Consider the following 14,139-nt stretch of genomic DNA (forward strand, 5'->3'; position numbering starts at 1 on the left):
ATCGAAACATTTTTTGCACCAGACGTCTTCCCGACCGGAAGGCAAAAAAAAGCACCACCGCAGTGGTGCCCGGACTGGTTAATTCCACCCCCGCCCGGCGCCTTTTCGTGCACGGCGCGGCAGGCGGCACGGGTGTTTTTACACCGCCTGCCGGCCGTGATAGCCGCCGAACCAGGAACAAAGGCGGACGGCCATACGGACCAGGGGATTTCTGAGATGCATTTTCAGGCGCCGGTATTCCTCCTGGCAATGAGTCAGTTCCTGCTGGAGCAACTGACGGGAACGATGTCCCTCGTCCCCCTTTTCCAGTGATTCCTTGAGATCATTGGTCAATAAATTGATTTCTTCACGTAAACGGCGCTCCTCCTGCCGGGCCGTCTCCTGAACGCGCTCCAGCTTCTGGCGCAATTCCACGATCTCGGTCTGCAGTTCGGCCACCCTGGTGGCATGACGATCTTTGAGGTCGGCCAGGCGCCCCTTGTTCTCCCGCTCCCTTTCCTTATATTGCTGCAACTTGCTGAACAACGATTCCAGGCTGGCCTGGTTTTTGGCATTGTTTTGCTGCAACTGATGGATTTCCTTTTCAGCGTCCCGGGCACGCTGCACCCACAGCCGGCACTGATGCAGTATACTGTTGGCTTTGGCCTCCAACTTGTTGATATGCTCCCGGTAGCGGAAAATTTCCTTTTTGCGCAATGAGAGCAACAGTTCCTTTTCGGCCATCTGGGTGACCAGGTATTCATGACGGTTGATCTCCTCCGCCCGCTGGGCCAGAGCCGCCGCCGCCTCCCGGTGGGCGGCGCCGGCCTCCTGCAACTGGTTTTCCAACAGGGTCACCCTTTTGCGCCAGCGCTCGCGGTCCCGCCGCCAGCGCTGTTTCTGCCGGTTCAGAGAACCCAGGTAGCGTTTGATCAACCCTTCATAGGCAGCCTGAATGGACGGATTATATGACCAGACTCCGCCGCCCAGCAGCTCAAAAAACGGGAATTTACGTAAGACGCCTTCCACCGCCGGCATACTGGTGGGACGCCAGGCGTTGACCACCTCGTAAAGCTGCGGCAGCAGCAACCCGCCTGGATGCAGTTTCAGCGCTTTAATCACCAGATGCTTGAGGGCGAATTGGCCGGCCTCCACTTCCCACTCGGTCAGACCCCAGTGGCCATTGTTAAGCTGAATGAAGCGGCCGTCCGCGATCAGCGCCGCCTCATCCGTGAACAGGCGCCGTATCTTCTTGTTTTTGCTCTTGATCGCCCCGGTTTTGACCACCTCCTTCAGGCTTAAAGGCTGCTGGCGCTTGAGCAGCAGGGAATAAAAGCCGTCGTTTTCCCGTTGCCCCTCCAGGTCCAGGTGCCAGCCGTTGTTGTTATCCACATAAAAGCAGGCGTGCTGGCGCAGGCACTGGGTTACTTTTTCCTCTACCTGGGGCAGGGTATAGTCACGAAGCATTTTCCGGTGTACATAAGGGGTCAGTTCGGCCACCGTCAAAGCTTCAAAAAAGAATAACGTTTTTTTCAACACATCGGTCAGTGAATGCAGCTTGCCCTCCAAAGTCACTTCACCTTCCTTCTAAAATGTCCCGATCAGACATACATATTCCATATTTACCTTCATATACCTGCCTGACGGAAAAATAATTTTCCACTATTTTCCTCCACATTTCCCCTTCAACCCGGTTTTTCATCCGCCGGAACGACATCTCCGAGCAGCGGCGGCTCACCGCCCTTGGCGCGCAAGAGGGCACCGCCTGCGGCGCGGGCGGCGGTAAAAGGAAAATTTATGAGCGGCCCATTGTCAGGTGACGGACAGGTAAGCTATAATGGTTAATAACCCCGGCTGAAAAAATCACCCCGTGCATGACCGGAAAAACCCGTCCGAGGTGATCTGATGAGCGCCACCTGTTGTGAAATGCAGGACAACCACACGATTTATACACCGGCCGGCACCGTTTTTCTGGAAGGCCCGGTGGGCAAAGACGATCTGGAACCGCTGACACTCGATCCGGGCTTGAAGAATTTTCGCCTGCCCGAAAGGCAAAAAGTTGCCCTGCAGGAAATTGCCGCCCTGCCGGAAGGCATGGTTTTCATCGCCCGGGTGGAAAAACTGGTGGCCGGTTACGTCACCTTTCACTTTCCCGAAAAGTACAGCCGCTGGAGCAAGCACCCGCGGGTGCTTGAGCTGGGGGCCATTGAAGTCAGTCCGGACTGGCGTGAATTCAAACTGGCCCGGCAGTTGTTACAGGTGGCCTTTGCCAATCCGGTGATGGAGGAATATATAGTCATTGCCATTGAATTTTGCTGGCACTGGGACTTAAAAAACACAGCCCTGGATATCTGGCAGTACCAGAAGATGCTCACCCGGCTGTTCGGCTCCGCCGGGTTGAAAAAAGTACAGACCGATGATCCGGACATCACGGAACACATGGCCAACGTGCTCATGGCCCGCTACGGAAGCAAGGTGTCCCCGGCGGATGTGGATTTGTTCAAACAAATGCTTTTTATGGCGCAGGGAACCTTTCCGCAATGCCACTAAAACAAAAACCCCCTGTTTTCAGGAGGTAATGCAAGGGCGCATTTTTAATGCGCCCCTTATTTCAAGCTGTAGTTCGGCGCTTCCTTGGTGATTACCACATCGTGGGGATGGCTTTCACGCAGGCCGGCCGGTGTAATACGCATAAAGAAGGTTTTGGTCTTTAATTCCTGGATATTGGCCGCGCCGCAGTAGCCCATACCCGAGCGCAGCCCGCCGATCAGCTGGTAAACGGTGTCAGCCAGGGACCCTTTGTAAGGAACCCGTCCCTCCACCCCTTCGGGTACCAGTTTTTTCTGATCCTCCTGGAAATAACGATCACGGCTGCCTTCCTTCATCGCCCCGAGAGAGCCCATCCCCCGGTAAACCTTGTAACTGCGGCCCTGATACATCTCAATATCGCCGGGGCTTTCCTCCGTACCGGCCAGCAGGCTGCCCAGCATGACCACGTCGGCCCCGGCTGCGATGGCTTTGGTGATATCGCCGGAATACTTGATGCCCCCGTCCCCGATCACCGGTACATTGTATTTTGCCGCCTCCCGGGCGCATTCGTAAATAGCCGTGATTTGCGGCACGCCGGCGCCGGCCACCACCCGGGTGGTGCAGATGGATCCGGGGCCGATGCCCACTTTCACCGCGTCGGCGCCGGCTTTGATCAGATCCCGCGTACCTTCGGCCGTACCTACATTGCCGGCGATTAACGCCACTTCCGGATACTTCCGCTTGATCCGGGCCACCGTCTCCAGCACTCCTTTGGTATGACCGTGGGCGGTATCCACCACGATGGCGTCCACTCCGGCCCGGACCAGGGCTTCGGTGCGCTCGGTGGTGTCCGCGCTCACCCCCACCGCCGCCGCCACCAGCAGGCGGCCGCGCTTGTCCTTGGCCGAACTGGGATACTGGCGCGCTTTTTCAATATCTTTGATCGTGATCAAACCACACAGGTTGAACTCCTCATCCACAATGGGCAGCTTCTCCACCTTGTGCCGCTGCAGTATTTCCTTGGCCTGATCCAAGGTGGTGCCTACCGGCGCGGTAACCAGGTTGTCCCTGGTCATCACATTAGCCACCTGCTGGCTGAAGTCCTTTTCAAAACGCAAGTCCCGGTTGGTTAAAATACCGACCAGCTTGCCGTTTTCAGTAATCGGCACGCCGGAAATACGATAGCGCTCCATCAGCAGCAGCGCTTCACTGATCGGACTCTCGGGCGACAGGTAAATGGGGTCGGCAATGACACCATGCTCTGAACGCTTGACCCGGTCCACTTCCAGCGCCTGGCGTTCAATGGGCATGTTTTTGTGGATCACACCAATGCCGCCCTCTCTGGCGATCGCGATGGCCGTCCGGGATTCCGTTACCGTATCCATACCGGCACTCATCACCGGAATGTTCAACTTGATCTCGCGCGTCAAATAGGTGGATGTATCCACATCACGGGGTAAAACATCTGATCTGGCCGGAATCAGCAATACGTCGTCAAAGGTCAGTCCTACCTTGGCAAACCTTTCCGGAAACAGGATCTATCCCTCCCTACGCTTGGCTATTCGTTTATTATAACCTTTGTCCTTGCGGAATTCAAGAAAAGATAACTTTTGACAGTGCTGAAGGAATACCGGCCAGTTCCAGTTATTTAACCACCCGGGCAACCGGCAAAACAAATGAGCAAATTTCTTCTTGCAATAATATGCCGACTCATATTTTTTCTGCCGGTATAAATCGCAACCCGGGGGAAATAATAAGCTTACAGGAGGTGTTGCCGCTTGCCGAATAAAAAAGACTTGCTGATACCGGCGGCCGGCTCCCGCTTGAATGTTTTCAAATATGAGATCGCGGACGAACTTGGCTATCCGTTGCACGTAGGAGCGCAAAAAGCCACCCCGCAAAACTGGAATCAGATTACCGGCAGGATGAAATATGAGATTGCCAACGAGCTCGGCCTGACGCCCGGAATCGAAAACGGCTACTGGGGCAACCTCAGTTCCCGCGCCTGCGGTGCCGTGGGCGGGCGCATCGGCGGCAAAATCGGCGGCAACATGGTCCGCCACATGATCCGCTTCGCCGAGCAAAATATGGTCCGCTGAATCCCGCGCGGGGTGGTTTGCATAAAACCACCCCGGTTTTGTAAATACCGCTCCTGAAAAGCCGCTGCACGGTAAGAGAGGCATTGCCGGCGGAAAATAATCAATTAATCCTGGCCCATGATCGAACCGACTCCAAAACGCATGAAATGATCCCGCAAATGGGCAATCAATTTTTCCGTGACGCCGAATTCAGCGGCCATTTCAGCATCGGTACGGTTGTTTTTCAAGCCTTCGATAAAAACGTCAAAGCCGATTCCCACTTCATCAGTCTTTGTTTTCAAGCTCGGTTCGGTACTCCAGGGCACCCGGGAACGGATAAATTCTTCCACCCCAAAAACCCCCCATCGTTTTATCCGGAGTTAGTTTATCCATCCGGGCGGTCTTTATTACGCCCCGGGAACAGGTTGCTACCGGCAGATGTCTTTTGAACCGCTCCGGGCGGCGGGCACCAGTGATTCCCGTAAACGGCAGGATATTTGTTCACTGATCAACTTGTGATTTACCGCGCCGCCGGACGGAAAGATATCCCGGTGGGCAAGTTCCAGCGTGAAATAATTATCTGAATTCAGCCAGAGCAGCAAATCGACCCTTGCCTTCATCTGGACGAGCAAACTTTTCTCCTGGTTCGTAAACAACATTTCGATCTGTTCGATATCTTTATATTCCACCGGCGTCCCGGGCCCCGGGACAAAGTGAAAAACCTGCCGCCCGCCGGAATTGGACACCCCGCTCCCGATAAATCCCAGCTGCCAGGCCATTGTTTCCTGCACGACGCTGATGGCCGGTGAAGGCAGGATTTTTATTTTTCTGGTTGCCGTTGCATCAGGTGAAAGGCTTACCTCCACCCGGGCCTGCAAAATGCAGGTGCAGTGTTCGTGTGTGACCGGTATATTCACAGGCAGCGGGCGCCGGAAAGGAAAATTGGAAGCGCCCCCCGGCATGGCCCGGGCCTCCGTCAGCAACCACTTTTCCAGCACTTCGCGCTGCCGGTGCCGGCCCTTTTCCCCTTCCGCCCCGGCGTAACTTTCCACGATTAAATCCAGAAAGACCCGCCCCGGCCGGTGGTCCGCACGGTCGCCCCGCACCAATGCCGCGCCGGCTATTTCATCTCCCTGGACATATTCCAGCCGCTCCAGTTGCAAATCCAGAGTTAAACCCGACCAGTTGCCGGTTTTTATCCGGTCCAGCAGATTCATCACCGGACACCCCCAAACTGGTATAAATAATACTTTTTCTTCGACTTCCGGCTGCCGGTTTCCTTCTCTTAACTGGCATATATTTCAAATTGCTGGCGGATTGCAAAGTGCGTTAACATAATATCATGATATCTGGTCTGCCTCCTCATATGAAAACCTGAAAGGTGCATCCTTTCAGGTTATTTTTTATCCGCCTGTTCACCGGCGGGGCTGTTCAGCGCCCCGGTCAGACGGCCGAACTGCGCCTCGGCAAAAATGTCCTCCATTTCCTCCTTGACTGTCGTCAGCAGGGTGTTAAACTGCTCCGATAAACCCACCGCCCCGGCGACCACCTTTTTCGCCACCGGGCGCAGGTTTTTACGCACCCCCGGCAGCAACAGGGAGGCTGCCAGCAAAACTACCAGGATGTTGATCAGATTGATACCGTTTCCAGGCCAAAACCCGGCCCCGGAACGGGGATAGGCCCGGGCCAGTTCCTCCATGTCCATACCCCTGGCCTGCGCCTCATCCAGGATATCCCGCAGCAATTCTCTCACCTGCGGATCACGCACCCGGCCGGCCCGCTGTTCCACCGCCCGCAGGGCGGCAATTTCCCGGCGCAGATCATCCTGTAGGCGACGGGAAGCCTGTTGATAGTCAAGAACATTGCGACGCCGCCGGGGCAGCCCCCAACGCCGTGAGTGATCATTCCGGCCCCAGTCCCGGTAAGCTTCCAGTTCGTTGATCACCTGTTCTTTCCAAAGATCCAGCATGCCCTCGTCCATGTTTCTGTAGCGTCTGGAACGGTACATGAAACCCCCCCATTCATCTGCACCTATTATAGCCCCGAAAGCGAAACATTTATACAGATTCTGTCATGCGCGTAATTTTTTACAACCGTCGCGCCGGTAAAAAAATTTCCTGTATAAGGACCGGCACCGGGGTCTATAATATGTTCAGTTTTATCAAGAGGAGGTGAGGTAAAATGAAGTGGCTGCGGTTGGGCTTTTTAGAGGAACTTTCCCCTCTCGGCCTGCTGGCTACCGGACTGGCCGTGGGTGCAGTGACTACTCCCGCGGTGCGTAAAGGTCTGCGGGGCATGGCGGTCGGTCTGATCAAGGGGGCGCTGGCCATTTCCGAGGAGGCGCGGGAGGCGTCTTCAAAAGCCCGGGGGGAGTGGTCCCGGTTGGTTGAGGAAGTGAAGCAGGAACGGCAGGTTTCCGGCGACAAGCAGGGGCTTCTGCACGGGGCCGGCCTCGGTGTGGCCAAGGCGGTGGAGGAAATCCGGGAAGGGGTGGGCACCCTAGTGGCCGAGGCAAAAAACGAGTTGTCCGGATTGGAAAATCATTCGCCGGAATCAGACGGACACGGTGAAGGTGCCGGCCACCGGAACCCGGGAGAGGATGAGTAAATAAATCCGGCGGGGGATTAACCGGCCGCAGCCGGAACAGAGTGGTCGAAAACGCAAAAAATGTGTTCAGCCACTTCACGGCGGAACCGGGCGATCAACCGCAATCGGATGTTTTCCAGCCATCCTTCCAGTTGTCTTTGTAACACCGGCAGCAAATCCTCCCGCCGGCAGGGAGCGCTGACATGCTGCCACAATGCATCGCCCTTGCGCTTGAATATCCGGTGCAATGCCGGCGGCAAATGGGAACTCAGCAACTGATCAAAACACCACCGGCCGAGGTGGTCAAACACGGCTTCTTGTTCCAAACCGGTTACGAGCAGTTTTAGATCCATCAAGACATCTGCTTCCAATACGTTAAAACCGGTCCGGCTCATCAAGCTTGGCACGGAAAATTTTTCGGACAGCTTCTTTTGTAAAAACTCTTTCAGTACCGCGAAATGATTTTCGTTCCATAACTGTGCAAGCGCCTGATCGGGGTTGATTTCTTGTGCCACCATCTTCCGGCAGAGGGACGGTACCTCTGCTTTTTTATTGCTGAAGCAGGCATCAATCACCCGGACTGCTTCCTGCTGGCATTCTTCCACCAGTGTGCATACCGCCGCCTCAATAACTGCATGATTAAAGACGGCTTTTTGTAAACTTAACGCCAGGGCATGGCCAAGAAGCTGATGTTTTAAATTTTGTTCTATATTTCCATATTGCATTTTGGCCACCTCCAAAGTCAAAATACACTACGGACAGTATACCGTAATCAGGTTAGGGAAGTGTTAAAATAAAAAAAAGATCCGGTTAAATTTTTCAGCTAAAAAAGAAAACCCGTCCGTTGACGGGTTTTCCCCGGTTTGGTTGAAGTCTGTTTCTTCAAGACACATCAAACCGCCGCTGCAACCGCGCTGTTTCCCTGTTTAATGGAAACGCTTCCGGCGCAGGCCGCGCAGGTTGCCGCGCAACAATTCGGACAGGGCCAGGCCGGCGCCCAGTGCCTTGACCCCAGCGTTCCGCCCCAGCAGGGCGGCGGCGGTACCTCCGACCAGTCTGGCCGCCCGTCCCAAATCCGTGTGTCGTGCTCGTCCCATGTTTATTCACCTCCATTATTATTTTGCCTAGTGTTTGCTTCTTGATTAGAGGAAATAGGTGGCCCTGGCGGCAATAAACCGCTAATCACCGGCCTGGACAAATAATCCAGGGCATTGGTACACAATGCGCTGCCGAAAACCGTTCCCCAATCCGTCACTGACAACGGAAAGGTTTTAAAAATACGCCGCCCCAGCGGCAGGTAAACCGCCGACAAAAGCAACGCCCCGGAAAGACCCACCGCGCCGTCCAAGAACCGGTTGGCGGTTTTTACATTTTCAGTGCCGTCACGACGGCAATCCAGGGCATGCACCAGCTGGCTGGTGGTAATGGCGGCCAGGGCCAGGGTGCGGGCACGCATCAGGTTGCCCTGCCGCAAACCCCACCAGTAGGCGCCCAGGCTGGTCACTCCGATAGCCAGGCCGCGGGAAATGATCCGGGAGACATACCGGGAATCGAAAAGCCCGGCTTTGAAGTTGCGCGGCGGCTGCTCCATCACCGCCGGATCGGGTGGATCCACGCTCAGCGCCACGGCCGGCAGGCCGTCGCCCAAAAGGTTCAGCCAGAGCAACTGGATGGGCAGCAGGGGCAACGGCAGCCCAGCCATGACAGTAAAAAACATGAGCAGCACTTCCCCCACATTGGTGGCCAGCAAATAGCGCACCGACCGGCGGACATTGGCGCAAATACCGCGTCCCTGCTCCACGGCGCCAACCACGGTGGTGAAATTATCGTCGGTGAGAATTAACTGGGAGGCCTGTTTGGTTACTTCCGTACCGCTAATCCCCATGGCCACGCCAATATCCGCCTCTTTCACCGCCGGGGCGTCGTTGACCCCGTCGCCGATCATGGCCACCAGTTCCCCTCTTTGTTTGAACAGCCTGACCAGGCGCAATTTATGCCGCGGCAAAACCCGGGCAAACACCCGCACACTTTCCAGCGCCGCCTGCAGCTGCCGGTCGTCCATTTGTTCCAGTTCCGCGCCGGTAAGCACCTGGCCGGCGTCTTCAATCAAGCCCAATTCACGGCCGATAGCCAGGGCGGTATTGCGATGGTCGCCGGTAATCATCACCACCTTGATGCCGGCCCGGTGGCAGGCGGCAATGGCCGGCCGCACCTCCGGCCGGGGCGGGTCCTGCATGCCGATCAAACCGAGAAAAATCAACTCTTCGTCGGCCGGGGCGTCATCCACCGGCATCGGACGGTAGGCCACCGCCAGCACCCGCAGGGCGGCGGCGGTCAAGTTTTCGTTGGCTTTCAAGAAGCGCCGGCGGGCAAGCTCGTCCATCGCTGCCGGAGCCTGCTCTCCCTGGTAGTGGCGGCATAATTTCAGGATCACATCGGGCGCCCCTTTGACAAAAGAGATCTTTTCCCCGGCCGGATTGCGGCAGACCACCGTCATCCGGCAGCGTTCGGAATCAAAGGGTATTTCCCGCAACCGGGTGAAACTTTTCTCCAGTTCATCCCGTTTTATACCGGCCCGGCCGGCTGCGGCGAGCAGCGCCCCTTCCGTCGGATCCCCGTCCACCTGCCATTCCCGTCCGGATGCGCCTGTTTTAATCAACCTGGCGTTGCTGCACAAACTGGCTGCCATCAGCACAAAAACGAGGTTTTCCCGCTTCCCGTCATCCGTGGCCTCAAAACCACCGCCTTCCGGATCGTAGCCCGGGCCGGAAGCGCGCCACCAGCCTCCGTCCGCACAGTAAACCAGGCGCACGGCCTGCTCGTTCCTGGTCAGCGTGCCGGTCTTATCCGTACAAATCAGCGTGGCGCTGCCCAGATTCTCCACCGCCGGCAGGCGCCGCACCACCGCGTGGGAACGGGCCATACGCCGCACGCCGGAAGCGAGGGCCACGGTGACAATGGCCGGCAGTCCTTCGGGAATGGCCGCCACGGCCAGGCTGATGCCGGTCAGGAACATCTGCAGCATTCCCCCGCCCCGCCAGATGCCGGCGGCAATGACCAGAGCGCTGACCGCCAGGGAACTTTTTAAAACAATTTTCCCCACATCGGCCAGGTTGTTTTGCAATGGAGTTCTTTCATGTTCGTAATGGGCCAGCAAATCAGCGATTTGGCCAAGTTCCGTAAGCATGCCGGTGGTTACTATCACAGCACGGCAACGCCCGCGGGTAACCACGGTACCCATAAAAATCATGTTCTGACAGTCCAGCAGGCTCACGCAATCCAGGGGCGCGCAGGTATCTTTGGGCACCGGGCAGGATTCACCGGTCAGCGCGGCTTCCATCACCTGCAGTTCGTTTATTTCCAGCAGGCGGGCATCCGCCGGCACGCCGTCGCCCGCTTCCAACATGATCACATCACCGGGAACCAGATCCGGCGATGCGATCTGCTGCCACTGTCCGTCCCGCAGCACCCGGGCGACGGGTATGGTCATCTCCTTGAGCGCTTCCATCGCTCCCTCCGCTTTGTGCTCCTGCACCGCCCCAAGCATGCCGTTTAATAGAATAATCACCATAATGGCCAGGGCGTCAAAGAATTCGCCCGCAAACAGGCAGACAATGCTGGAACCCAGTAAAGCCTGTACTAAAAAATCCTTCATCTGGACGATGAAACGGGCCAGCAAACCCGGCGCCGGCGCCGCCTCCAGCCGGTTCGGACCGCAAGCGGCCAGGCGCCGGGCGGCTTCTGCGGCCGTCAGCCCCCTGCCGGCGTCTGTCTGCAAATGTTCCAGTACTGCCGCGACATCAAGCTGCGACCAGTTGCCGTTGTGGATCGCCGTATTCCCTTGGGCCGGTATTACAACCGGGGCGGCATCCGCCCGTCCGGCCGCCACCGGGACAAGTGCCGGCCGGACGCCGCCACCCGCCGGTTCCCCGGCCGGTTTTGGAGCCCTTGCCCGGCCCGGGAAAAACAGGCGGTATGAGTTGAGGGTCACGGCCACGCTGATCAAGTTGTTGAAAATAGTGGCCGCCACCGGCAACAGCCGGCCGGTGGATCCGAGCACCAGGCCCAGCGCATTCATCCCGGCCACCAGGTGCAAATTTTGCCTTTCCCGCTGCTCTATGGCCCGCCCCAGACTGAACAGGCGGGGTAAAGCATCCGGGGGGAGCATAACGGCCGCCGCCTCCCGTACCGGCCAGGGCGCCTGCAGGCCGGTCAGACCCAGATCGGCGGCCGCAAGCAAAGTCTCTTCCCCTTCCCCGGCCGCCGCCACGGCCACCACCAGTCCCTGTCGCTTCAGGGAAATGATTTTTTCCACGCCTTCCGCCACGGTCAGACCGGACCAGCATTCCAGCCCCAGTTCCGCAGCCGCTGCCCGGTACACACCTTCATGTTCCCCGGCGAACAGGATCAAGCGCTCAATGCCCCGGGCACGCAAACCCTCGAGCATGCCAGCCGTATCCGCCCCAATCCGGTGCGTCACGCCCATGACGGCCGCCAGGCGGTCGTTAAGGGCGATAAAAAACGGCGTCGCCCCCAGGCTGGCGAACCGCCTGGCCTTGAGCAGTCCCCAGGCCGGATCGACGCCCCGGGCACGCAGATAGCCCGCGCTGCCGACGGATACCGTCATACCGTTTACAGTGCCGGTCAAACCGTCGTTTCCCGCTTCAAGCACCTGTACGGCCATCCGGGGCGCATCAAGCATGAAACTGGAGCCGCGGCCGCCGGCGGCGGACAGGGGATGACCGGCGGCGGCCAGCAAATCTGCCGCCGCCCGTTGCACCGCCGGGCGCTCATAGCCGGGCAGGGTGTAAAAATGGTTCACCAGCAAAGGCAGTTTGACCCAGCTTTCCGCCAGGATCAGCACATTTACCGCCGGCAGCAGGGAAAGCGCCGGCGGGTGGATCACACGGATTCCCTCACGGCCGGCGGTAACCAGACCGGCCGCCCGGGCGGTCCGTCCGGCCAGTCCGGCCGGACCGGGCGAGGCGGCAAGCAGCATGGCCAGACTGCGGTTCAGATCACGTCCAAGCAGTCCGGCCAGGGCGGAAAAGCCCAGCGCCACCGGCAGCATGCGATCACCATAACGCGTCGCGACATCCCGGGAACCGGCGCCATACGCCGCTGCCGCGGATTCCTTCCCGCCGGGCGTCCCGCCGGCGGAAAAAGTCCTGGTCATCCCGCCGGACACTTCTTGTCCGCCGCCGGCGCTCTCACCATTGTCCGTACTGGCGCTTCCCGGCCCGGCCAAATGCCCGGACAGGGTTTGGGCCTGTTTTTCCGTCAATCCCGGCGCCAGGCATTCCCGCCGGGCCAGCGACAGGGAGTGGGAAAGCACCAGCGACTGCAGGAGCGCGTTTAAGTTCACCAGCCAGAGAACGAGCAGCCCCGGCACGCTTTCACGCAACAACATGGTGCCCAAACCCGCGGCGCCCAGCAAAAAATCAAAATTCATCCGGCGCCGCACCGACAAATGATGCAGCCCGCTTTTTAAAACCGGATAACCGGAAACCAGCGCAGCCACTGCGGTCAAATGGAACAACAGCGGCGACCGGGACAACCGGGACGGTCCACGGAACAGATGCTTCACGCCTATCACGGCCAGAACAGCACCGCTTAAAACAACATTAAAAAACTGCCGCCTCAGGGGCAAATCTTCCGGCTCCGTCAGCCGCGCCGGCATATTTCCGGCGGCCCGCCCGCCGGCCGGAACGTGTATTGCCCCGCCGGCCGGCGTTTCAGAGAAGTTGACCAGGGTATCCAGTCCAGTCAGGATGTTTTGCAGCGATTTCAAGCCGGCATACGGATCAGACGCGTCCGGGAAGGCAAAGGTAACCAGGATGCGCCCGGAAGCGGCATTGCCCCTGACTTCCCGTACTTCCGCCAAACGGCTTAAACCGGCGGCCACCTGTTCCAGCAACTGCCGGTTGCGTTTTACGCCGGGCACGGCGATACGCACGCGGCCCGGCAGATAATGCACGATTTCCCAGGATGACGGATTCTTTTTAGCCAATACCTTCCACGGCCTCCTCTGCAATTGTGCTTATTTTCCCCCGGCAAACGGAAAATAATAAGTAAGCCGGCAAGTTTGTCCCGCCGGGCGCTCTTCTTTTTTGCCGCCGCCCGGGAAGGCCGGATGGCGAATTAGCAGACGGCTATGAACCGGCTTTCCAGTAATGCCGGAATGTAGCTCACGGTAAAAACGAAAGACCTGCGCTTTGGCAGGCCGCATTCCCATGACATGGGTAACCTTCGTCGAGAAGCCTTCGGGCAGGTCCCGGAGGGGGTTCGCTTTAAAGGCAACAAAAAACCCGCCCGGCTTCAGGCGAGTTTTGCAGTGCCAGCTTTTACCCCGCGTTTCCGTTTCCGGTACTGGTTTCAGGCATCGAACGGTTCTGTTTCCTTCCTCCGGCCCTTGACGGCAGTTTGTGGTTCCCGGACACCGCACCGCGCAATACTAAGCCGTGATCCGAAAAGAACGGGTCTGTTCCAGCGGCGTAACCACCTGTACGCGGGTGGCGTGCTCGGCGGCCCACAGAATGCTGGAAACCATTGTTGATATGTCGCCCGCAGCCATCCCCCGGTGGGTCAGGACCAGGGGAAGACAAAACTCGGGGCATTCCGCCGGACGCAAATAGAGCTCCAGGTAGAGCCTGCCCTCCCCGGACGGGCGGCAAACCAGCCGGGTGATCCGGGCATCCCGGGCGATTACTTCCTTTTCCACCCGGGCCAGCAGGTTATCAAGGCTCCGCGTACCGTAAACTTCATCCCGCACGGCAAGCACCTCACTCCTGCTTCAATTTACAAATATTGTACGTTCCCGGTGGAAAAATGTCTATGCGGCAGCGCCCAAAGCTAAAAAGAAACGCTTCAGCCGGCCAAATTGGCAGCCCAATTGATAACTTGCCCGGACAGCCGGAAAACCGTTGCCCCTCGCCCCCTCAAGGCAACCATTCGGCCGGCCGTTTAA

Annotated in this window: 12 protein-coding genes; 3 read left to right on the plus strand and 9 right to left on the minus strand. The window is 58.0% G+C overall.

Annotated features, from left to right (window positions below; translation table 11 throughout):
• Positions 1–138 precede the first annotated feature (138 nt).
• On the minus strand, positions 139–1,554 hold the full coding sequence (locus A6M21_RS09755; protein ID WP_345788094.1) for a phage-shock protein: 1,416 nt from the start codon (positions 1,552–1,554) through the stop codon (positions 139–141).
• A gap of 330 nt (positions 1,555–1,884) precedes the next feature.
• Between A6M21_RS09755 and A6M21_RS09760 the strand changes: the two genes are divergently transcribed.
• Positions 1,885–2,529 (plus strand): GNAT family N-acetyltransferase, encoded by a 645-nt coding sequence (locus A6M21_RS09760; RefSeq protein ID WP_066668233.1) that lies wholly within the window; start codon positions 1,885–1,887, stop codon positions 2,527–2,529.
• 56 nt (positions 2,530–2,585) lie between these two features.
• On the opposite strand, the gene guaB is transcribed toward A6M21_RS09760, so the two are convergent.
• Complete coding sequence (gene guaB / locus A6M21_RS09765) at positions 2,586–4,043, minus strand: IMP dehydrogenase (protein WP_066668235.1); 1,458 nt, start codon at positions 4,041–4,043, stop codon at positions 2,586–2,588.
• Positions 4,044–4,286: 243 nt separating this feature from the next.
• On the opposite strand from guaB, the gene A6M21_RS18415 reads away from it, so the two are divergent.
• Positions 4,287–4,607, plus strand: a complete 321-nt coding sequence (locus A6M21_RS18415; protein WP_066668237.1) for an alpha/beta-type small acid-soluble spore protein — start codon at positions 4,287–4,289, stop codon at positions 4,605–4,607.
• 104 nt (positions 4,608–4,711) lie between these two features.
• Here the strand turns inward: A6M21_RS18415 and A6M21_RS09775 are convergent, their stop codons facing one another.
• The 3 genes from A6M21_RS09775 to A6M21_RS09785 all read right to left on the minus strand — a co-directional run bounded on the left by A6M21_RS09775 (position 4,712) and on the right by A6M21_RS09785 (position 6,594).
• Positions 4,712–4,936: a histidine kinase gene (locus A6M21_RS09775; RefSeq protein WP_066668240.1), complete on the minus strand. Its 225-nt coding sequence runs from the start codon at positions 4,934–4,936 to the stop codon at positions 4,712–4,714.
• Between the two features lie 78 nt (positions 4,937–5,014).
• Positions 5,015–5,803, minus strand: coding sequence for a sporulation protein (locus tag A6M21_RS09780; protein ID WP_066668242.1), 789 nt, complete (start codon positions 5,801–5,803; stop codon positions 5,015–5,017).
• A gap of 179 nt (positions 5,804–5,982) precedes the next feature.
• Positions 5,983–6,594, minus strand: coding sequence for a ferritin family protein (locus A6M21_RS09785; protein ID WP_066668244.1), 612 nt, complete (start codon positions 6,592–6,594; stop codon positions 5,983–5,985).
• A gap of 173 nt (positions 6,595–6,767) precedes the next feature.
• Between A6M21_RS09785 and A6M21_RS09790 the strand changes: the two genes are divergently transcribed.
• Positions 6,768–7,193 carry a hypothetical protein gene (locus A6M21_RS09790; RefSeq protein WP_066668246.1) on the plus strand — a complete coding sequence of 142 codons (426 nt, stop codon included), beginning with the start codon at positions 6,768–6,770 and terminating at the stop codon, positions 7,191–7,193.
• Between the two features lie 17 nt (positions 7,194–7,210).
• Here the strand turns inward: A6M21_RS09790 and A6M21_RS09795 are convergent, their stop codons facing one another.
• From A6M21_RS09795 to A6M21_RS09810, 4 genes are all read right to left on the minus strand, one after another.
• Entirely contained in the window at positions 7,211–7,897 is a 687-nt protein-coding gene (locus A6M21_RS09795) for a hypothetical protein (protein ID WP_066668248.1), read from the minus strand.
• 201 nt (positions 7,898–8,098) lie between these two features.
• Positions 8,099–8,269 carry a hypothetical protein gene (locus tag A6M21_RS18785; RefSeq protein ID WP_161486046.1) on the minus strand — a complete coding sequence of 57 codons (171 nt, stop codon included), beginning with the start codon at positions 8,267–8,269 and terminating at the stop codon, positions 8,099–8,101.
• 2 nt (positions 8,270–8,271) lie between these two features.
• Entirely contained in the window at positions 8,272–13,182 is a 4,911-nt protein-coding gene (locus A6M21_RS09800) for an HAD-IC family P-type ATPase (protein WP_066668250.1), read from the minus strand.
• A 444-nt stretch (positions 13,183–13,626) separates the two neighbouring features.
• Positions 13,627–13,944: a hypothetical protein gene (locus A6M21_RS09810; RefSeq protein WP_151191886.1), complete on the minus strand. Its 318-nt coding sequence runs from the start codon at positions 13,942–13,944 to the stop codon at positions 13,627–13,629.
• Between the last annotated feature and the right edge of the window lie 195 nt (positions 13,945–14,139).

Source organism: Desulfotomaculum copahuensis (assembly GCF_001655685.1).
In the GTDB taxonomy this organism is placed as follows: domain Bacteria; phylum Bacillota; class Desulfotomaculia; order Desulfotomaculales; family Desulfovirgulaceae; genus Desulfotomaculum_G; species Desulfotomaculum_G copahuensis.